The following is a 19269-nucleotide window of genomic DNA, read 5'->3' as shown; positions in this document are numbered from 1 at the left end:
GACCAACATGCATCATCATCTCAACACCCTCTATCAGGGTCAGTCTCTGAGCCGTGAAAGTACCCGCGACGCCTTCGGTCAGGTGGTACGTGGCGAAGTGGATCCCATAGTTCTCGCAAGCCTGCTGACTGCCCTCAAGATCAAGGGGGAGACCCCGGAGGAGATCGCCGGCGCCGCCGAGGCGCTTTTGGCAGAAGCGCGCGACTTCCCGCGTCCGGATTACGAGTTCTGCGACATCGTCGGCACCGGTGGCGATGGCCTCAACACCATCAACGTCTCCACCACCTCGGCGCTGGTCGCCGCCGCCTGCGGCCTGAAAGTGGCCAAGCACGGCAACCGCTCGGTCTCGAGCAAGTCGGGCTCAAGCGATCTGCTCGACAAGATGGGCATCAAGCTCGACATGAGCCCGGCGCAAGCGCGCCGCTGTCTGGACGAGCTCGGCATCTGCTTCCTGTTCGCCCCCCAGTATCACGCCGGGGTGCGTCACGCCATGCCGGTGCGTCAGGCCCTCAAGACCCGCACCCTGTTCAATGTGCTGGGGCCGCTTATCAACCCCGCTCGCCCCACCTATCAGCTGATGGGAGTCTATGCCCCCGAGCTGGTGCGCCCCATCGCAGAAACCCTGCTGGCACTGGGGCTGAAAACCGGTATGGTGGTTCACGGCGCCGGGCTCGACGAGATTGCCATCCACGGCCCGACCCAGGTGGCCCAGATCCGTGACGGCGAGATCCGCGAATTTATGATCACCCCGGCTGACTTTGGCCTCGAGACCTATCCGGTCAGCGCCATTCAGGGCGGGGAACCGGAAGAGAACCGCGCCATCACCGCCGCCATTCTGGAAGGGCGTGGCACCCCGGCCCACAACGCCGCCATCGCCGCCAATGTGGCACCGCTGCTGCTGATGGCGGGCAAGGCGAAGGATCTCAAGAGCGCGGCCGCCGAGGTGCTGGCAGTGCTGGCCAGTGGCAAGGCAGCGGATCTGGCCGCTCAGCTGGCTACTCTGAGCCATCAGGAAGCGGGCCATCAGGAGGCATGATGTCAGCCACCATGTCGCACAGCAGTCATTCAGAACGCCCACAGGGCAAGAGCCAGCTTCGCAAGGATAACGAGATGTCAGACCTTATTGCCCCCCATGCTTTTCTGAACATGGCCTCCATCAGCCAGACCATTCTCGGCAAAATCGTGGCGGCCAAGCAGGAGTGGGTTGCCGCCCGCAAGCTGGCCCAGCCGCTGGAGAGCTTCCAGAGCGCACTGACCCCCAGCGATCGGGATTTCGTAGGCGCCCTCAAGGCGGGCTCTACCCGCTTTATTCTGGAGTGCAAGAAGGCCTCCCCCTCCAAGGGGTTGATCCGCGACGACTTCAGCCCGGAGGCGATCGCCGACATCTATGGCAAATACGCCACCGCCATCTCGGTGCTGACCGACGAGAAGTTCTTTCAGGGGGATTTCGCCTTTTTGCCGCGGGTACGCAGTCGCGTCAGCCAGCCGGTGCTCTGCAAGGATTTCATGATTGACCCCTATCAGGTCTATCTGGCCCGCCACTATCAGGCGGACGCCATCCTCTTGATGCTCTCGGTGCTCACCGACGAGGGGTATCGCGCCCTGTTCGCGGTGGCCAAAGAGCTGGGCCTGGGCGTGCTCACCGAGGTGAGCAACGAGGAGGAGCTGACCCGCGCCATCGCGCTGGGCGCGCCGGTGATTGGCATCAACAACCGGGATCTGCGCGACTTGAGCGTCGATCTCGCCCGCACCAAACAGCTTGCCAAAGACATCCCAGCCGATCGGGTAGTGATCAGCGAATCCGGCATCAACCATCGCGCTCAGGTGGCGGATCTGCGCCACCACGCCAAAGGCTTTCTGGTGGGCTCATCCCTCATGGCCGAGCCGGATCTGGAAGCGGCTGTGCGCAAGCTCACTCTGGGCCAGAACAAGGTGTGCGGCCTGACCCGCGCCGAGGATGCCGCCGCCGCCTATCAGGCGGGTGCGGTATTTGGCGGCCTGATTTTTGTTTCCAAAAGCCCGCGCTATGTGGACATCCCCGCCGCCCGCGCCGTGATGGCGGGCGCACCGCTCGCCTATGTGGGGGTATTTCGCAACGCCCAGCCCGCCACCATCGTCAAGACGGTGGAGATGCTGGGGCTCGCCGCGGTACAGCTGCACGGGGATGAAGATGCCGCCTATATCGAGGGATTGCGCGCGCTGCTGCCGACTGGCTGCCAGATCTGGAAAGCAGTAGGAGTTACAAGTGGTGAGCCGCTGCCTGCCCTCGACTACCCGGCCGATCGACTGCTGCTGGATACAAAAGTCGGCAGCCAGAGCGGCGGTACCGGTCAGGCATTTGACTGGGCCATGCTGGCCACGCTCGACAAGAGCAAACTGATGCTGGCGGGCGGCCTCAATCCCGACAACGCCCTGCAGGCGGCGCAAGTGGGCTGCCTCGGCCTTGATTTCAACTCCGGGGTGGAGAGTGCCCCGGGCCAGAAGGATGCGCACAAGATTGCAGCCGCCTTCGGCGCACTGCGCCAGCTGTGAAAAAGCGCTGCGAACCCGCTAAACACATGCACCAAATGAATGAATCGCTTAAGCCTATAAATACAAGGAATAGTCTATGACCCTGCTCAACCCGTTTTTCGGTGAATTTGGCGGCATGTATGTGCCCCAAATCCTTATCCCGGCCCTGCTCCAGCTGGAGAAAGCCTTTGTCGATGCCAAGGATGATCCGGCCTTTATCGCCGAATTTCAGTCCCTGCTGACCGAGTATGCCGGTCGCCCGACCCCGCTCACCCTGACCCGCAATCTGACCAAGGGCACCAAGACCCGCCTCTATCTGAAGCGTGAAGACCTGCTGCACGGCGGCGCCCACAAGACCAACCAGGTGCTGGGTCAGGCGCTGCTGGCCAAACGGATGGGCAAGAGCGAGATCATCGCCGAGACCGGCGCCGGTCAGCACGGCGTGGCCACTGCACTGGCCTGCGCCCTGCTCGGCCTCAAGTGCCGGGTCTATATGGGTGCCAAGGATTGCGAGCGCCAGAAGCCCAACGTCTTTCGCATGAAGCTGATGGGCGCCACCGTTATTCCGGTGCACTCCGGCTCGTCCACCCTGAAAGATGCCTGCAACGAGGCGCTGCGCGACTGGGCTGCCAACTACGAGTCGGCCCACTACCTGCTCGGCACCGCCGCGGGCCCGCACCCCTTCCCCACTATCGTGCGGGAGTTCCAGAAGATGATCGGCGAAGAGGCCAAGGCCCAGTGTTTCGAGAAGGAGGAGCGGCTGCCCGATGCGGTGATCGCCTGCGTCGGCGGCGGGTCGAACGCCATCGGCATGTTTGCCGACTTTATCGATGAGCCGTCGGTGCGCCTTATCGGCGTCGAGCCGGGCGGTCACGGCATCGAGAGTGGCGAGCACGGTGCGCCGCTCGGTCACGGCAGCAAGGGGGTCTTCTTTGGCATGCACTCCTACCTGATGCAGGACAATCAGGGCCAGATTCAGGAGTCCTACTCTGTCTCGGCAGGGCTCGACTTCCCCTCCGTCGGCCCGCAGCACGCCCATCTGGCCGCCATCGGCCGCGCCGAGTACCCCTCGGTGACCGACAAGGAGGCGCTGGACGCCTTCCAGGAGCTGGCCAAATCCGAAGGCATCATACCCGCGCTGGAGTCCTCTCACGCGCTGGCCCATGCCCTAAAGATGGCCCGCAGTGAACCGGAGAAAGAGCAGGTGCTCATCGTCAACCTCTCCGGCCGTGGCGACAAAGATATCTTCACCGTGGCCGACATTTTTGAGAAAGAAGGAACCTTGTCATGAACCGTTACGCACAACTCTTCTCCCGTCTGGACGCGGCTAATCAGGGCGCCTTTGTGCCGTTCGTGATGCTGGGTGACCCCACCCCCGAATTGTCACTAGCCATCGTCGATGCGCTGGTAGAAGGGGGCGCCGATGCCCTCGAACTCGGCATTCCCTTCTCCGATCCGGTAGCGGATGGCCCCACCATTCAGGGCGCCGCTCTGCGCGCTTTTGCCAGCCACACCACCCCGGATGACTGCTTCGAGCTGCTTGGCCGCATCCGCGCCAAGTACCCGCAGCTGCCCATTGGCCTCTTGGTCTACGCGAATCTCGTCTATGTGCGCAAAATCGATGGCTTCTACGAGAAGTGCCAGCAGGCTGGCGTGGACTCGGTGCTGGTCGCCGACGTGCCGGTGCAGATGTGCGCTCCCTACAAGGCGGCCGCCGACAAGTTCGGCATCGACAGCATCTTTATCGCCCCGCCCAATGGCGACGCCGAGACCCTGAAACAGGTGGCGGAGCTTGGCAATGGTTACACCTATCTGGTGAGCCGCGCTGGCGTCACCGGTGCCGAAACCAAGGCCGGCATGCCGGTGGAGGGGCTGATCAACACACTGCGCGAGTTCAACGCCCCCCCCGCCCTGCTCGGCTTTGGCATCAGCGAACCGGCTCAGGTGCGTGAAGCGATTGCCGCCGGCGCTGCCGGTGCCATCTCCGGCTCCGCCGTGGTGAAGATCATCGAGACCCACCACCAGAACCCGGAGCATATGCTCACTCGTCTGAAAGAGTTTGTTGAAGGGATGAAGGCGGCGACCAATAGATAAGGTTGGATTTGGGGTCAGCTGGTTGTGACCCTGATCTGCCAGTTCACATAACCACGCCATAACCATGAGAAAGGGAGCCTGACCGGCTCCCTTTCTTTTTATCGCTTCGCCCCACTTGCGACTCTGGCGTATTGCCCCCTCTCCCTCCGGGAGAGGGCTGGGGTGAGGGCGGCTTTGCATTCCCAACCAAATGAGTTGCTCACATAGCGCACGCCTTAATAACTAATTTATTGATCCAACACAGATTCCCGCCAAAGCCCCCTTCTCAGCTATCAGCATCGCCCTTAAGATAGCCAAACGACAATCAACCTCTGGGAAGAACGCCATGAAAGCGATTGTTGCTAGCTCACGGATGAAAAGCAGCGAACTGGGGGCTGAAACTCAGGGGCGGTAGCGTAGCCCGAAAAATAACACCGGCAGGCATTCCTGATGAAGATCAATTCCATAGTTGTTATTTTCATAGTGAAATTAGTTGATTAAAAATAGCAAGTTTAAAAAGTATATACAGTCGACTAGTCATACAGAAATTAAACAATCCGTGGTTGTTATGATAATGGGTGGAGTTATACAGAAGGCCCCACTATCAGATTTGTGCAGCCTTAAATCTAATCACGACTATGTAACAGGAGTACATTTTGACATTTTTAGAAATCATCGGCGGAATAAGTAGTGCTGCATCTATATCAGGCTTTTCACTAAAAGATTTAATTAAATTCGTAAATGACCCTGATAAAAATGAGCTTGAACGGTATTTCTCTTTCCTAGAGTCACGCCAGGTTTTAGTTGCTCCCTTTGATCAAGAAGTCACTCAGGCCGTGATCAATAGTCTCGAATCAATAAAAAACGAAACCGAACAATGCAGACTAAATCTGAAATCCGAAATGGCCAGTCATTTCCTACTTGAACTTATCACCCTACTCAGCAGAGAACTACGGGTTCTTTATAATTTGAAAAGTTCTAGTAATGATTTTCTTTTTTATAAAACACTTCAAATCATCAGAGTAAAATTTGCAAGAGTTTTATGTTTTTTGTGTGCCTCGCATAAAATAGATCTATCAGCAAAACAAACTGCACTTTCTAGAATGGTGTTGGAGCATGCGTATCGTCCAAGATAAATCTACATAACAGAGTATTTGAGAGTGACTATCAATTTTTATACCCTTCATTCAATCGTTGAGTTTCATGTTTATGCTGCTATTGCTGAGACTAGGTGTTAGCATTGCTCACACCTTAACTCTGCATTAGGCTTCTCTTTTAGGTTTATAACATGGACTTAGAGTTTATTTATAAATTAATTTCTGATTTCGTCGACTCTTTATCAGTAGGTAATAAATTTCAACTTATAGAAAGTCTTATTAATACTCCAGAAAAAAAAGTCCATGACTATGAAAAGTGGTTACAGATTGAATTTGCGATGTTTTTATACCAACGTCAAAACGGCGATATTTCTGACTGGGGAAGAGAAAAAACTTATTTACTTGATCGACGACTAAAGTCTCGCATAAAACAGAGAAAAACAACAACTGTTGATTTCTGGTTAAAACGAAAATATCAAAAACGTCCTGGCGAAATTATTATTGAGTTTAAAAGAGCAAAAAGTATCAATGAGTGTGTAAAACGAATGATCGATGATGGATCGTTGTTGAGAAAAATAAATAGATCAGATAACATTATTAGAAGTTTTTGGATGGTTGGCTTTCATCCTTCCGAAACTGAAAGTCACACAGTATTTGACAAAGCTTTTAAACAAGAGGCAAGGCTAAACGAGTGGGTTAATGATAGAAAACTAAAAACAGAGAGAATTGAGGGGACAAATCTAAGCTTCTCTATATTTACGTTATACGAAATTTAACGATATTTGAAAGTTAACGGTACTTCATGGGAGACTACATGGGATCGGAGTATATAGCAGGAATTATCGGTGGGCTTCTTGGTGGGATTATAGGTATCACCGGTGCTTGGCTCTCCGGATACTGGGGACCACGCAAACTAGAAATGGAGAGGGCAGCCCGAGAAGAAGAAAGAATCTGGGGTCCTAGAAAAATTTACATCAAAGAAATGCTTGACAACGCCATCAGAGAAAAAGGTCGAAGCTTTAATACTCTTAAGCGTGTAACAGGTACACCCGATGATGATCTCCGACGACTGCTTGTAGAACTTGGCGCTCGTGGCTTTACCCGAGAAAATGGGGACGAAGCTTGGATATATAAAGAAATACGTCCTTTTGAACGTCAATTATGAGCCCAACATAGCGTTCGACACAGCTAGCTTATCTAACAAGGGCGGGTTAAATCCTGCCCCTTAACCAGACGTTATGCATAAAATAGGGATGTACCATGTTTGAAATCTTGATAAAATAAATGGAACGTATGAATTGCCAGTCAGTTTCAGTAAAGATTGATTCTGACTAAAACATTTTTTGGACACCCATCTTTCTGAGCAATACGTTACATAGCCAGAACACAAGAGATGGGGTCCAAGTCTTTACTTAGCAACGATATATACAATAACCCTTTCCCATCCCACCACTACCTCTCCCTTCCCCACCCCATCAACACCAGCATCAATACAACCCCCGGCAGCCAGACCCAGTAGAACTCGGAGAGGATCACCGCCTCACCTCGGGCGGTGAGATAGGCCTCCAGCTTGAAGGGGGCGACCCGGATCACCTGCCAGGGGGCAAAGAAACGCTCGTCACGCCACGGCCAGAGCCAGCCAACCCCCTTGCCGCCGGTGGTGAGCGAATCGAGCAGGCTGTGGGAGAGTAGCGAGACCAGCAGAAACGACCAGACGGTGGCGGCACGGGCCCTTAACTGGCGGTGAAACAGCATGGCCAGCGTGGGCAAAGCAAAGGCGAACAGCAGTGAGTGGGTAAAGCCGCGATGGCCAAAAACATGGCCATAAGCGACCCCCAGCTTGAAGGCAAGCACGTCGGCATCGGGCAGCATGGCGATGGCAACCCCTGCCAGCAACAGGCGCGGCGAGATAATCCGGCTGCCAAGCCCGAGTCCCAGGCAGAGAGGGACGGCGGCGTGGGTGACTATGGTGGGCATAGAATGAAGCTCCAAATGAAAACATGAGCCTACCCTACCCCCGCTCGGTGAAGTGAAGGTGAAGTGCGCCCACTGTATTGGTTCGCTGTTAGCTGAACGCAGCTCCCATAGCCTTGGTGCGTTAACTTGAAATGTTCATTTAACAGCGGCTGACATGCAGAACGGGATCGTGATAAGTAGTCTCTTCGATTCACATCACAGGGATAGTGGCAGCGATGAATTTTTCAAAAAGCATCAGGCTGATTGCGAGCGTTATCAGCCTTTGGTTAGTGACTGGATGCATGGCAGAGGCCGCCTCTGCGCAGCCGAAACAAGAGCCATACGCGCTGATCTATAACGGGCCGGTTTCTGATGGGGATAGCACCAGAGCGATTGCGGATGTGGTCAAGCAGGTGGGCTTGCCGGTCAGGTATCTCTCCAATATCGGGGCGCTGCCTGCAGAGCTCGATAATGCCAGGCTGTTTATCGTTGGCGGCACAGAGGACGATGTGGAGCCGCTCCTCAACGCCTTCACCGCGGACGCGCGTTCGGCATTAAAAGCCTATTTGCTAAGCGGTGGCCACTACCTCGGGATCTGTGGGGGTGCATTTGTGGCATCCACCGGCTGGTCTGAGGAGGAGGGCTTTGTGCCGGCGCTGGGCCTTGTTCCTGCGACATCCGATGATTATGACGGCGACTTTAGCGCCAGGATCTTCCCTATCAGCTGGCTTGGTGAAGAGCGCCAGATGTATTACCAGGCCGGCCCGCAATTTACGCCGGTGCCAAGCCCAGAGCAGGTCAAGGTCATCGCCCATTTTCAAAACCATCAGATTGCCGCGCTGATCAGCTCATACGGCAAAGGCAAGGTGGCCGTTTCCGGGCCACACCCCGAAGCCCCCGAATCATGGAAAGCAAACGCGGTGGACGGCGACAAGATGGAGTCGAATATTCATTTAGCAGTTGGACTCGTCAACGAGTTGCTCTCCGAAGAGCCCGTCACCCATTCGAAGTAGTCGCGTCCCTACGCCCCTGGAAATGCTGCGCTATCCCCAAGTGAGGCGTACCAGCAAATTTCCGGGGTGTTGCTGTGCCCATGATCACACAGTCACAACTCTCGCCCTCCTCTCACCGCGCCCCCGCTTTTTATCATCTAGAGTTACCGGGCAGTCCAAAGCTGCTGATTTATATACATTCGCCGCCAAGAGGGATCTTTTTTCATGACCGAGCATATCGATCTGCTACCTATCAGCACGGATGATGAGCAGGACGCAGGCAACCGTTACCTCTACTACACCGAAGGGGATTTGGCCCGCATTCTCGCCAATCTGGAACAGCTGCGCCACGCGGTGTTTCCTGCCGCCATCGGAGAGAGTGAAACGGGCGCAACAGTGCCCCACAACTTTCCGTCCGTCTGTCTGGTGGGGCTGGGGCGCTGCGGCTCCAACATCGCGCAGGATGTGGCCTCGCTGGTCTACAACGCCCGCAGCTTTTATCTCAATGAATTCAACAGTGAAGAGCAACGCAAGCGGGAGAAGGAGTTTGGCCCGGTGAGCTGGATCCGGCGCAATCTGCGGCTGCCAAACAACGGGGCCCGGCCGGTCTTTCTGATCGAGCCCATGGTGATGCTGGGGGATCTGGACAAGGACATCGATGGCCGCATCCGCCACTCCAATCGCAGCGGCGAAGGTGGCTCCTTGCGTGACTACGCCAAGATGCGGGTGATGGACTTGTCGGAGATCCATGCGGGAGGTGCGGGTAACGCTCCCATCCTTGGCCAGTATCTGGCCAAGATCATCCTCAACAAGAGCCCACACTACTTCGCCAACTCCGAGTGGCAGGCCATTCATACCTATCTGGTGGACTCCTGCGGCATCAAGGCCAACCAGTCCCGCCTCTATTTCTACATCTTCAGTGCCGGGGGCGGCACCGGCTCCGGCATGGCCTCCGAGTTCGGGCTGGCCCAACAGTACTCCTACATGAGCAAGACCTTTTCCCCCCCGTCAGAAGAGGAGGAGCACCTCTCCCTCGGGGAGCACTTCATGTTCGATCCCATCTTCACCAGCGGCATCTGCATCCTGCCCAATATCTGTGATCGGGGGATCGAGATCTCGGAAGCGCTGCACATCAACGCGGGGCGTTTGCTGTGCAAGTATCTGGCCGAGGAGTGGGACTTCTCCTATCACTTCGACAACGAGCAGGCGTGCGATGCCAGCATGCTCAAACGGATCAGGCCCTGGAATGCCATGATGCTGATCTCCAACGACATCATGCGCTACGCCGAAGAGAGCGACGATGGTGAGATCCAGCATGTTGACGTCAACACCATGGAGAAGTACGCCAACCAGTACATCTCCCAGCAGATCTTCAACATTCTTACCGCCCAGGCTGTCACCACCGACTACGACGAGAACTACTTTCGCCGGGCGGGCATCGACATCAGCGAGACCATTCGGCTCGATGCCAACGACCTTTTTATGAGTCTGGCGGGGCCGGTGGCGGTGGCGTATGCCGAGTCCATCTCTCCCCCCGGCGGCCTGTTTGACAAGGAGGACGGGCTCAATGTGGACGATCTCTTCACCCGTTCCATCGAGCTGCCCCACTTCAACAAGATGACCCAAGCCATCGAGGGGATCAGTCTGCTGCCCATCGAGGCGGGCAACTATCGGGAGTATCTGGACGACTATGTGAAAAGTGGCCATGACCCGGCCCACCTCAACGAGCTGCACTTCTTCAAGAACTGCTCCTCTGTGGTGTCGATCATCTCCCTGCCCAAGGAGTACAAGCTCTCCTATATGGATCTCAACCGGCTCAAGTCTCACCTCAACGGGCTCTTCCCCAATACCACTCTCAAGCGCTATGCGCTGGTCATCGGGGCGTCGGCCAACATCTCCCTCACCACCCTGATCGTCAAGAGCCCCTGCCTGAGCGATGACTTCCTGACCCTGATCGTGGCCTTTATCAAGCGCTGCTTTGCCAAGGATCACTATCGCTTCGATGAGCATCTGGACAAGGCGGTGATCGAGATGATCAGCAATGAGGAGTGGAACGATGCGCTGCTCGACAGCATGCTCAACGAGTTCGAGAACCCGGCCAAGATCCTCGATACCAACTGGTACGCCATCAAGCCCATGTATGAGAAGAAATATCGGGAGCTTATCCGCGAGAAAGAGAAGTTCGTCTCCATCAACGATATTCGCCTCAGTCGCGAATCGGTGAAAAAGGCGCTGCTCTATCTGCGGGAGATCTATCGCCACCGGGTCAGCAAGACCCGGATCCTCTCCCTCAACCCACGGCTGGGGGAAGCGAACGCTCGCTAGCACCCTGCCCATAAAGCAAAGCGCCCGCCCCCCATGGGGCGGGCGCTTTTTTACTGGCGCAGCCTGGCTTTATCTCATCAGAGGGAGACAAAGATCCCGGCCAGAGTGGCGCTCATCAGGTTGGCGAGGGTCGCCGCCAGCACCGCCTTGAAACCCATATTGGCCACATCATGACGGCGCTCCGGTGCCATGGTGCCGATAGAACCAAGCTGCACCGCTATGGAGCCCAGATTGGCAAAACCGCACAGCGCGAAGGTGATGATGATCTGGGTGTGGGCGCTCAGATCTGCCTTGATATTGGCAAAGTCCAGATAGGCGACGAACTCGTTCATGATCACCTTCTGACCGATGAGCGAGCCTGCCGCCATCATCTCGCTGGCAGGTATGCCAATCAGCCAGGCCACCGGAGCAAACAGATAGCCCAGCAACTGCTGCAGGGAGAGATCAGCCCAGCCGAACCACTCGCCGACGGTGGTGAGGCCGGCGTTGATCATGGTGATGACGCTGACAAAGGCGAGCAGTATGGTGCCGATGGCCACGGCGATTTTCATGCCGCCCATGGCACCGCCAGCCAGCGCGTCGATGGCGTTGCTGTAGTCGCTCTTGTCGAGGGTGATCTCGGTCTGATCGCTCACCTGCTGCTGCTCCGGCACCAGCAGTTTGGCCATCAGCAGGCCACCTGGCGCCGCCATAAAGGAAGCGGCGATCAGGTATTTAAGATCCACCCCCAGACCGGCGTAACCGCCCAGCACCGAGCCCGCCACCGAGGCCATGCCACAGGTCATCACCGCAAAGAGTTCAGAGCGGGTCATACCGGCGAGGAAGGGACGGATCAGCAGCGGCGACTCCCCTTGCGAGAGGAAGATATTGCCGGTGGCCACCAAGGATTCGGCGCGGCTGGTGCCGAGCAGGCGATGAATGGCACCGCCCAATACCCGGATCACCCACTGCATGATGCCGAAGTGGTAGAGCACGGCGATCAGCGCGCTGATAAAGATCACCAGCGGCAGCACCCGCACGGCGAAGATGAAGCCGTTGCTGGCCAGATCGCCAAACACGAAACGGATGCCGCTGTCGGCAAAGCCGAGCAGGGCTGAAACGCCATTGCTCATGGCACCGAGCATGATTTGTCCGGGGGGGAAATAGAGCACCAGAGCGGCAAAACCGGTTTGCAGGGCGAGCGCACCCAGCACGGTTCGCCAGCGGATGGCTCGGCGGTTTTCACTCGCCAGCCAGGCGATAAACATCAGGGCCAGCATACCGACCAGACTCAATAACAGTGTCATCTTGCACCTATGAAGAGAGGAGTTTCATATGGCAAGTCTGCAGACAGGCGTCGCGGGAGATCCGGCGGGAGAGGTGCCGACCCACGCGACACGCAGACCACAAACCTACAGGTTAGTGGCGGGTCCCATCCTGGGGTCATTCACGTTCCGGGTGACAGCATGTATCGGGTGACGCCAGCGCCGTCGCAGGTGGAGATGCGGCCGGGTGGCAGGTCGGGCGGCGATGGTACAGTGATCATCGTCACAGAAAAAGCGGTAAAACGATTGGCCGGAGTAACTTTTTCAACTTGTTCACACAACGAAACAGGGCCAGCGTGAAGCTGGCCCTGTTTCAATCCGTACTTGAGTACTCAGATGATTACTTGAGGCGCTTGCCGCTCGCGTCCACCACCTGCTCGCCATCCTCCTTGGCGAAGGCCCCTTTTTGTTGATCGGGCAGAATATCGAGCACCACTTCCGACGGGCGGCACAGTTTGGTACCAAGGGGGGTGACGACGATAGGGCGGTTGATGAGGATGGGGTGGGCCAGCATGGCATCGATCAGTTCATCATCGCTGAAACGATCTTCCGCCAACCCGAGCGCCTCGTAGGGGGGCACATTCTTGCGCAGCAGATCACGCACCGGCATGTCCATGGCGGCGATCAGCGCCACCAGCTGGTCACGGGAGGGGGGCGTCTCCAGATAGTGGATGACTGTGGGTTCCACGCCGCTGTTGCGGATCAGCTCCAGGGTGTTGCGGGAGGTACCACATTCCGGGTTGTGATAGATGGTGATTGCACTCATTTGCGTGTCTCTCATTAATCAAGTGAATAGAAAATGGATAGCATCTAGTTCGCGGCCAGCTGTTAGCGGCCATCAGTTAACGGCTCAGCCCCGCTTCGTACCAGGGTTTGCTGGCGTTAACCACCCGCACCACCAGCAGCATGACCGGCACCTCGATCAGTACCCCGACCACGGTGGCGAGCGCCGCGCCGGAGTGAAAGCCGAACAGGCTGATGGCGGCGGCCACCGCCAGCTCGAAGAAGTTGGAGGCTCCGATCAGGGCGGAAGGACAGGCGACCGAGTGCTTCTCCCCCACCTTGCGGTTGAGCCAGTAAGCCAGCCCGGAGTTGAACAGCACCTGGATCAGAATGGGCACCGCCAAGAGGGCGATAACCAGCGGCTGCTCGATGATGGCGTTGCCCTGAAAGGCAAACAGCAGCACCAGAGTGAGCAGCAGGGCCGCCACCGACCAGGGCTGGATGCGGGTCATAACGCCGTCAAAATGGGCCTCACCCTTTTTCAGCAAGGCCTTGCGCAGCAGCTGGGCGATGATGACCGGAATGACGATATAGAGCACCACAGAGGTAAGCAGGGTATCCCACGGCACTATGATGCTGGAGACCCCGAGCAGCAGCGCCACCAGCGGGGCAAAAGCAAACACCATGATGAGGTCGTTCACCGCCACCTGCGACAGGGTGAAGTAGGGATCGCCGTTGGTGAGGCGACTCCAGACAAACACCATGGCGGTGCAGGGGGCCGCCGCCAGCAGGATCAGCCCCGCCACATAGCTCTCGAGTTGATCAGCCGGCAGCCAGTCGGCAAACAGCACCCGGATAAAGAGCCAGCCGAGGAAGGCCATGGAGAAGGGCTTGACCAGCCAGTTGATAAAGAGGGTGACGCCAATCCCCTTGAGGTGCCCCTTCACCTGATGCAGGGCGCCAAAGTCGATCTTGAGCAGCATGGGGATGATCATCACCCAGATCAGCAGCCCCACCGGCAGATTGACCTTGGCCACCTCCATGGCGCCGATCGCCTTGAAGAGATCCGGCAAACCTTGCCCGAGGCCAATTCCCACCAGAATGCAGAGGGCGACCCAAGCGGTCAGATAACGTTCAAAAAAGCCGATGGCAGGCACGGCCTTGGCATCACATGTTGCAGACATGACAGCTCCCGATGCGGCGCAATCCCGCATCTTCTAAAGATTCAAAAAAGGTTCAATTCAAACCGCCCCGGCAGCGGGCCGGGGCGGCGACTCAATGGTGCTGGCAGAGGCGGCGCAGGGCATCGGGCCCCACCGGCTCCTCGGCGAGCAGCGGCACCACGGCGTAGCGGCTGGCGTGTTGCTGCTCGACCGCCTCGATATGGGGCAACTGGCGCTCGGCCCGCAGTTGCAGCAGCGGTGAGCTGACCGCGGCTTGCAGCAAGCTGTGGTTGATGAGCCAGCCCCAGGGCTCGATGCCGGCCCGGCGCAGATCGGATTGCAGATTGGCAGCCTCCTGCACTGGCGTCGGCTCGGGCAGCGTCACAATCAACACCTTGGTCTGTTTGGGATCCTGCAACTGCATCATGGGGGTGGTGAAGTTCAGCCCCTTGTTTCCCATCTGGCGGGCGATCTCCCTGTGGTAGGCGCCGGTGGCGTCGAGCAGCAGCAGGGTGTGGCCGGTGGGTGCGGTATCCATCACCACGAAGCGCTTGCCCGCCTCGCGAATAATGCGCGAGAAGGCCTGAAAAACGGCGATCTCCTCGGTACAGGGGGAGCGCAAGTCCTCCTCCAGCAGTGCCCGCCCCTGCTCGTCCAGCGCAGCTCCCTTGGTGGCCAGCACCTGAGCGCGGTAACGCTCGGTCTCGGCGTGGGGGTCGATGCGACTCACCTCCAGATGGGGCAAGCTACCGGCCAGGGTCTCGCTCAGGTGCGCGGCGGGGTCCGAGGTAGTGAGGTGCACCGGCAAGCCTCGGCTCGCCAGCTCCACCGCCACGGCGGCCGCCAGCGTGGTTTTGCCCACCCCGCCCTTGCCCATCAGCATGATGAGGCCGTGACCGTCGGCGGCCAGTTCGTCCACCAGCGAACTCAACTCGGGCTGGGCTGGCTGATGGGCTGATGTTGCCAATGGCGCCTGCTCACCAGCATCCTGTGGTTGCAGCAGTTGGCGCAGGCTCTCGACCCCCACCAAATTGGTGGCCAGCAGCGGGATATGATCCTGCGCCAGCCCCTTGATCCCCTGCGGCATCTGGGCGAGAGCCTGTTGCTCGCGCTGCCAGAGCGCCATTGCCAGCGGATCTCCGGCAATAGCGCCTTCGGGGAAGAGGCCATTGATCACCAGTTGCTGATTCAGCAAGCCGATGGCGGCTAGCTCCTCGTGGGTGCGAGCCACTTCCCGCAGAGTGGATTGCTGGGCGCGCGCCACCAGCACCAGACGGGTGCGGGCAGCATCAGCCAAGGCGGCGACCGCCTCGCCATACTGGCTGCGCTGTTTCTCCAGCCCCGCCAGCGGGCCAAGGCAGGAGGCATCCCCCTTGCCCTGCTCCAGAAATTCGCTCCAGGCACCCGGCAGTTGCAGCAGCCGGATGGTGTGGCCGGTTGGGGCCGTATCAAAGACGATATGGTCATACTCGGCCAGCAGTGTTTGGTCGGTTAGCAGCGCAGTGAATTCGTCAAAGGCGGCGATCTCGGTGGTGCAGGCGCCGGAGAGCTGCTCCTCGATGCTGCGTATCACGCTCTCGGGCAACTTGCCGCGCACCGGCCCGACGATCCGCTCCCGATAGGCTTTGGCCGCTGCGGGGGGATCTATCTCCAGCGCCGACAGGCCGGGCACTGCAGCGATATCGGTGACCCGATTGCCGATCTCGGTGGCAAACACCTGGCCCACGTTAGAGGCGGGGTCAGTGCTCACCAGCAGCACCCGCTTGCCAATATCACAGAGAGCCACCGCACTGGCGCAGGCCAGCGAGGTCTTGCCCACCCCGCCCTTGCCGGTGAAGAAGAGAAACGGCGGTGGATTGGTCAGAAAATGGTACATAGCCTCTCCCGAATGGTGCGTCACGACTCAGCAGCAACCGCTGCCGGAGCAGCAGCCGCCCTTGACGATCCCCTTGATGGCCGCTTGCGGTGCAGGCAGCCCGGCATAACGGGCTAGCTCGCTGCGGCTCGGATAACGGCCAGTCAACACCACCTGCCCTTCCACCAGCACCAGTGGCAACCCCTCCTCCCCAGCGTGGGTCAGAAAAGCGCTGACGGCAGGTGTCTCGGCAAATTGCATCGGCTGCTGGGCCAGATTGAAACGTTCGATGGCAACCCCCTGCTCCTTGGCCCAGGCAAGGTCCGCAGCAAAGGTGACCAGCGCCTGATCAACCTCGGTACCGCAAACGCCGCTGGAGCAGCAGAGGGCGGGATCAAAAATCTGAATGACTGACATGGCATTACTCCTTGTTGCAGCAGGGCTGCGCAGGCAGAACATGGGGGGAGCAGGCTGACTCGGCACGCATCACGCCGCACGCCTCGGGATGACCGGCACAGCACTCCTCGGTAAGGTAGGCGATCACATCCAGCATCAGGGGAATATTGCCGCGGTAGCGCAGAAAGCGCCCCTCCTGCTCCACCGACAGCAGACCGGTGTTGAGCATCGCCTTGAGGTGAAACGAGAGGGTATTGGGGGCAATATCGAGCTCGCTGGCCAGTTCGCCCGCGACCCGCCCCTCCAGCCCGGCCTTCACCAGCAGCCGCCATACATCGAGCCGGATGCCGGATGCCAGCGATTCAAAGACCTTGGTGGCAGTCTCTTTGTTCATAGTTGCCTCTCGTTGGATGCTCTTTTATTTCAACTATACAAGAACTATTGAAATGATCAATTTGCAGACTCTCATTTCACCATGATGCGAGGGAAGAGCAAGGAATCGGGAGGAGAAGCCGGGAGGGGATTGCTGTGGGTAAAACAGAGACGCCCTCCGGCAGGGAGGGCGTCAGCCAAGGGTTTGCAACAGACTCTTACCTGGTCACGGGAACGGCGTTGAAGGTGAGCAGGGCCGCCTTGTTGGCATCGCTCAGAGTCAGCTGGTTGCCGTTGATGGAGTAAGTTGCCACCTTCTCCAGCTTTTGCAGGAACTCGGTCTCTTTGTTCATGGCGTCACCGATGCACATCATGCGAGTGGAGCCCATGGCCCCCAGCGTCAAGACACCGTCACCCTGCTTGGTGATACCGCCAAAATAGCGGTTGCAGCCACCTTTGCCCGCCACCTTGCCGTCGGCAATGTGCAGGGTAAAGGTATCGCCAGTGGCACCTTGCAGTTGCCAGCCGGATGCCTGCAGTTGAGTCATGGTAGAACCGGTCGCCATGGCGCAGCCTCCCAGTGCCAGCGCGGCCAGCAGAGTCAGTTTCTTGTTCATGGATTCACCTCTTAATGATTGGACTCATCAATACGGCAGCCTGTTTAACATGCTCAGAGCCTCAGCCAAAGCGATTTATTGTGATCAGAGTTCACTTAACTCCGCTCTGGCATGTGCCATGCTTGTGCCATGCTTAAGCTCAGTTCCGGACCCAGGGAGGGGAAAAGAATGACCAAGGCGCTTCTCATCACACTGCTCGCATCCTGCACCAGCGTGGCCGCTCAGGCTGCCGACTGGGCTCTCTTCAAGCAGCCAGCGGACCCCGCACTCTATGTCAAAAGTTACTCCGGGGTACTGCTCAACAGTCAGAACCATCACAGCGACAGTTTTGATCTCTGGCTGGTCAACAGCGGCTATCAATATCCGGTGATGGATGATGTCAGCCTCTTTATGGAAGCGGGGCCAGCGGTCGCGGATCAGAACCGCCAATCAGGTTTCAACATGAGCTCGGGGGTACGCTATCAACTCTCCCCTGCCTTCAATGTCGGCAGCCAGATCCGCCATCTGGAACTCAATCAGGGCAGCACCCTGCTGGAGCTCAACTCCAGCCTGCTGCTGACTCCCAGACTCTCCCTTACCGCCAATTACGGCGTCAGCACCTTTAAAGCCGATCAGGCGCTGAGCCTGGGGGTGGGTTTCAACTTCTGAATCAGATCAGCGGCGTGGCACTCACCACCACGCCGTTGCGATCCGCATAGATATAATCCCCTTCATGAATGGTCACGCCGGCAAAGTTCACTACCGCGCCAAGCTCGCCCTGCCCGCGCTTCTCGGTCTTGACCGGACAGGCCGCCAGCGCCTTGACCCCAAGCGCCAGTGTCGCCAGAGTGCCCACATCCCGCGCCGCACCGTGGATCAGGATCCCCTCCCACCCCTGTTCCACCGCCTTGATGGCCAGTTGATCACCAAGCAGAGCCCGGCGCAGCGAACCGCCCCCATCGATCACCATCACCTTGCCCTGGCCTGGACGATTCACCAGCTCTCGCACCAGACTGTTGTCCTCGTAGCAGGAGAGGGTCACGGCTCGACCATAGAAGATGGCCTTGCCACCAAAATCGTGAAAACAGGGTTCAGCCACTTGCAGCATATCGCCGTGCTGATCGCAGAGGTCGGGCAGAAGATCCAGCATGATTTGATTCCTTTCAGATGCATGAAGATGTTCATTCTTTCATCAACAATTGGCTCTGACAATCCAGAAAGCAGCGATATCTCCCAGACAAACTGCTGATTTATCGCTTAATACCGGCACCAGCCAGAGTTGCCCGCCTTCTATCCAGTAAATGGCGTTCTGGCCAAAACGGGCAGCCAGTGCGCAAGCCTCTGGCAGGGGCAGCGCCACGGCGAGCGAGGACTCGCGCCAGCTTGCGTCCGGTGCGGCTCCCCACACAGGGCCAGCCATATTAATGCCCGGCATGGACTCCAGATGACGCCAAAGTGCCCGCTCGCGACGCTGGTTGCGACGCTCTCCGACCCATTGGCTGGCAGGATTCCAGGCTGTAACGATGGCAAATTCGGGCCAGGAAGGCATTCCAAATGGCGCTAAAAAGCAAATTTTCTTGTAGTTTTCCCACAAAATCATGTCAATCACATGTTACATTCCATTACATTTTATAGGGGCGAAAACCCGGTTAAGGCCAAGTATGATGCTGTTGTGCCACGGTTTGACCTATATCAAAACAGAGTTAAAAAGTTGCTATCTGACGGCAAAGGGTGTTGTTATGCTCCTGTTAACTGATAAAATGCGGCAACTTCGTAATGGATGACCTTTCCAGGCTTTGCTCGAGTAGTCTTCTCGGGAACCTATAAGTGGCACAGGGATATTTGCCGATACTGATGCCAAATTCACACTATGCCGACCTGACCTTCATACCCAGGATGACGTAAT

20 protein-coding genes are annotated in these 19269 nt (G+C 57.7%); 10 read left to right on the top strand and 10 right to left on the bottom strand.

The window, feature by feature from the left end; all coding sequences use genetic code 11:
- Nucleotides 1-7: 7 nt before the first annotated feature.
- The 7 genes from trpD to AACR93_RS16785 all read left to right on the top strand — a co-directional run bounded on the left by trpD (nucleotide 8) and on the right by AACR93_RS16785 (nucleotide 6846).
- Nucleotides 8-1036, top strand: coding sequence for an anthranilate phosphoribosyltransferase (trpD, locus tag AACR93_RS16815; protein ID WP_043851422.1), 1029 nt, complete (start codon nucleotides 8-10; stop codon nucleotides 1034-1036).
- A complete protein-coding gene (gene trpCF / locus AACR93_RS16810; RefSeq protein ID WP_043851421.1) occupies nucleotides 1036-2532 on the top strand; it encodes a bifunctional indole-3-glycerol-phosphate synthase TrpC/phosphoribosylanthranilate isomerase TrpF in 1497 nt (498 codons plus the stop codon). Before trpD ends, trpCF begins: the two co-directional genes overlap by 1 nt.
- Nucleotides 2533-2608: 76 nt before the next feature.
- Nucleotides 2609-3802: a tryptophan synthase subunit beta gene (gene trpB, locus AACR93_RS16805; protein WP_005347359.1), complete on the top strand. Its 1194-nt coding sequence runs from the start codon at nucleotides 2609-2611 to the stop codon at nucleotides 3800-3802.
- Nucleotides 3799-4605, top strand: a complete 807-nt coding sequence (trpA, locus tag AACR93_RS16800; protein ID WP_043851420.1) for a tryptophan synthase subunit alpha — start codon at nucleotides 3799-3801, stop codon at nucleotides 4603-4605. The genes trpB and trpA overlap by 4 nt, the downstream gene beginning before the upstream one ends.
- 635 nt (nucleotides 4606-5240) lie before the next feature.
- Nucleotides 5241-5720 carry a hypothetical protein gene (locus tag AACR93_RS16795; protein WP_156152992.1) on the top strand — a complete coding sequence of 160 codons (480 nt, stop codon included), beginning with the start codon at nucleotides 5241-5243 and terminating at the stop codon, nucleotides 5718-5720.
- A gap of 152 nt (nucleotides 5721-5872) precedes the next feature.
- On the top strand, nucleotides 5873-6457 hold the full coding sequence (locus tag AACR93_RS16790) for a hypothetical protein (protein WP_156152991.1): 585 nt from the start codon (nucleotides 5873-5875) through the stop codon (nucleotides 6455-6457).
- 26 nt (nucleotides 6458-6483) lie between these two features.
- On the top strand, nucleotides 6484-6846 hold the full coding sequence (locus AACR93_RS16785) for a hypothetical protein (protein WP_156152990.1): 363 nt from the start codon (nucleotides 6484-6486) through the stop codon (nucleotides 6844-6846).
- A gap of 287 nt (nucleotides 6847-7133) precedes the next feature.
- Here the strand turns inward: AACR93_RS16785 and AACR93_RS16780 are convergent, their stop codons facing one another.
- Entirely contained in the window at nucleotides 7134-7658 is a 525-nt protein-coding gene (locus AACR93_RS16780; RefSeq protein ID WP_043851419.1) for a metal-dependent hydrolase, read from the bottom strand.
- Nucleotides 7659-7873: 215 nt separating this feature from the next.
- Here AACR93_RS16780 and AACR93_RS16775 point away from each other — a divergent pair, with 215 nt between their 5' ends.
- Both AACR93_RS16775 and AACR93_RS16770 read left to right on the top strand, forming a co-directional pair.
- Entirely contained in the window at nucleotides 7874-8650 is a 777-nt protein-coding gene (locus AACR93_RS16775) for a BPL-N domain-containing protein (protein WP_043851418.1), read from the top strand.
- Nucleotides 8651-8854: 204 nt separating this feature from the next.
- On the top strand, nucleotides 8855-10954 hold the full coding sequence (locus AACR93_RS16770) for a hypothetical protein (RefSeq protein WP_043851417.1): 2100 nt from the start codon (nucleotides 8855-8857) through the stop codon (nucleotides 10952-10954).
- Nucleotides 10955-11031: 77 nt separating this feature from the next.
- Here the strand turns inward: AACR93_RS16770 and AACR93_RS16765 are convergent, their stop codons facing one another.
- The 7 genes from AACR93_RS16765 to AACR93_RS16735 form a co-directional block, all read right to left on the bottom strand.
- Nucleotides 11032-12240 carry a NupC/NupG family nucleoside CNT transporter gene (locus AACR93_RS16765; RefSeq protein ID WP_043851416.1) on the bottom strand — a complete coding sequence of 403 codons (1209 nt, stop codon included), beginning with the start codon at nucleotides 12238-12240 and terminating at the stop codon, nucleotides 11032-11034.
- Between the two features lie 358 nt (nucleotides 12241-12598).
- Entirely contained in the window at nucleotides 12599-13024 is a 426-nt protein-coding gene (gene arsC, locus AACR93_RS16760; protein ID WP_080741219.1) for a glutaredoxin-dependent arsenate reductase, read from the bottom strand.
- Nucleotides 13025-13100: 76 nt separating this feature from the next.
- Nucleotides 13101-14165: an ACR3 family arsenite efflux transporter gene (arsB, locus tag AACR93_RS16755; RefSeq protein WP_043851415.1), complete on the bottom strand. Its 1065-nt coding sequence runs from the start codon at nucleotides 14163-14165 to the stop codon at nucleotides 13101-13103.
- 91 nt (nucleotides 14166-14256) lie between these two features.
- Nucleotides 14257-16020, bottom strand: coding sequence for an arsenical pump-driving ATPase (arsA, locus tag AACR93_RS16750; protein ID WP_043851414.1), 1764 nt, complete (start codon nucleotides 16018-16020; stop codon nucleotides 14257-14259).
- 27 nt (nucleotides 16021-16047) lie between these two features.
- Nucleotides 16048-16416, bottom strand: coding sequence for an arsenite efflux transporter metallochaperone ArsD (gene arsD, locus AACR93_RS16745; RefSeq protein ID WP_043851413.1), 369 nt, complete (start codon nucleotides 16414-16416; stop codon nucleotides 16048-16050).
- 4 nt (nucleotides 16417-16420) lie between these two features.
- Nucleotides 16421-16789 (bottom strand): ArsR/SmtB family transcription factor, encoded by a 369-nt coding sequence (locus tag AACR93_RS16740; protein WP_043851412.1) that lies wholly within the window; start codon nucleotides 16787-16789, stop codon nucleotides 16421-16423.
- A 196-nt stretch (nucleotides 16790-16985) separates the two neighbouring features.
- Entirely contained in the window at nucleotides 16986-17384 is a 399-nt protein-coding gene (locus AACR93_RS16735; RefSeq protein ID WP_043851411.1) for an META domain-containing protein, read from the bottom strand.
- A 168-nt stretch (nucleotides 17385-17552) separates the two neighbouring features.
- Between AACR93_RS16735 and AACR93_RS16730 the strand changes: the two genes are divergently transcribed.
- Nucleotides 17553-18032: a hypothetical protein gene (locus tag AACR93_RS16730; RefSeq protein ID WP_043851410.1), complete on the top strand. Its 480-nt coding sequence runs from the start codon at nucleotides 17553-17555 to the stop codon at nucleotides 18030-18032.
- 1 nt (nucleotide 18033) lies between these two features.
- Here the strand turns inward: AACR93_RS16730 and AACR93_RS16725 are convergent, their stop codons facing one another.
- On the bottom strand, nucleotides 18034-18513 hold the full coding sequence (locus AACR93_RS16725) for a putative 4-hydroxy-4-methyl-2-oxoglutarate aldolase (RefSeq protein WP_041208276.1): 480 nt from the start codon (nucleotides 18511-18513) through the stop codon (nucleotides 18034-18036).
- Between the two features lie 42 nt (nucleotides 18514-18555).
- Entirely contained in the window at nucleotides 18556-18963 is a 408-nt protein-coding gene (locus tag AACR93_RS16720; RefSeq protein ID WP_082044143.1) for a DUF3293 domain-containing protein, read from the bottom strand.
- Between the last annotated feature and the right edge of the window lie 306 nt (nucleotides 18964-19269).

Source organism: Aeromonas sp. L_1B5_3 (assembly GCF_963866575.1).
GTDB classification, from domain to species: domain Bacteria; phylum Pseudomonadota; class Gammaproteobacteria; order Enterobacterales; family Aeromonadaceae; genus Aeromonas; species Aeromonas jandaei.
Note: the sequence above shows the minus strand (reverse complement) of the source record. Positions and strands in the feature narration are given on the sequence as shown.

Excerpts from the sequence above, each read along its gene's own strand:
- trpD (WP_043851422.1), top strand. The coding sequence starts at position 8 with ATGCATCATCATCTCAACACCCTCTATCAGGGTCAGTCTCTGAGCCGT.
- trpCF (WP_043851421.1), top strand. The coding sequence starts at position 1,036 with ATGTCAGCCACCATGTCGCACAGCAGTCATTCAGAACGCCCACAGGGC.
- trpB (WP_005347359.1), top strand. The coding sequence starts at position 2,609 with ATGACCCTGCTCAACCCGTTTTTCGGTGAATTTGGCGGCATGTATGTG.
- trpA (WP_043851420.1), top strand. The coding sequence starts at position 3,799 with ATGAACCGTTACGCACAACTCTTCTCCCGTCTGGACGCGGCTAATCAG.
- AACR93_RS16790 (WP_156152991.1), top strand. The coding sequence starts at position 5,873 with ATGGACTTAGAGTTTATTTATAAATTAATTTCTGATTTCGTCGACTCT.
- AACR93_RS16785 (WP_156152990.1), top strand. The coding sequence starts at position 6,484 with ATGGGAGACTACATGGGATCGGAGTATATAGCAGGAATTATCGGTGGG.
- AACR93_RS16780 (WP_043851419.1), bottom strand. The coding sequence starts at position 7,658 with ATGCCCACCATAGTCACCCACGCCGCCGTCCCTCTCTGCCTGGGACTC.
- AACR93_RS16775 (WP_043851418.1), top strand. The coding sequence starts at position 7,874 with ATGAATTTTTCAAAAAGCATCAGGCTGATTGCGAGCGTTATCAGCCTT.
- AACR93_RS16770 (WP_043851417.1), top strand. The coding sequence starts at position 8,855 with ATGACCGAGCATATCGATCTGCTACCTATCAGCACGGATGATGAGCAG.
- AACR93_RS16765 (WP_043851416.1), bottom strand. The coding sequence starts at position 12,240 with ATGACACTGTTATTGAGTCTGGTCGGTATGCTGGCCCTGATGTTTATC.
- arsC (WP_080741219.1), bottom strand. The coding sequence starts at position 13,024 with ATGAGTGCAATCACCATCTATCACAACCCGGAATGTGGTACCTCCCGC.
- arsB (WP_043851415.1), bottom strand. The coding sequence starts at position 14,165 with ATGTCTGCAACATGTGATGCCAAGGCCGTGCCTGCCATCGGCTTTTTT.
- arsA (WP_043851414.1), bottom strand. The coding sequence starts at position 16,020 with ATGTACCATTTTCTGACCAATCCACCGCCGTTTCTCTTCTTCACCGGC.
- arsD (WP_043851413.1), bottom strand. The coding sequence starts at position 16,416 with ATGTCAGTCATTCAGATTTTTGATCCCGCCCTCTGCTGCTCCAGCGGC.
- AACR93_RS16740 (WP_043851412.1), bottom strand. The coding sequence starts at position 16,789 with ATGAACAAAGAGACTGCCACCAAGGTCTTTGAATCGCTGGCATCCGGC.
- AACR93_RS16735 (WP_043851411.1), bottom strand. The coding sequence starts at position 17,384 with ATGAACAAGAAACTGACTCTGCTGGCCGCGCTGGCACTGGGAGGCTGC.
- AACR93_RS16730 (WP_043851410.1), top strand. The coding sequence starts at position 17,553 with ATGACCAAGGCGCTTCTCATCACACTGCTCGCATCCTGCACCAGCGTG.
- AACR93_RS16725 (WP_041208276.1), bottom strand. The coding sequence starts at position 18,513 with ATGCTGGATCTTCTGCCCGACCTCTGCGATCAGCACGGCGATATGCTG.
- AACR93_RS16720 (WP_082044143.1), bottom strand. The coding sequence starts at position 18,963 with ATGATTTTGTGGGAAAACTACAAGAAAATTTGCTTTTTAGCGCCATTT.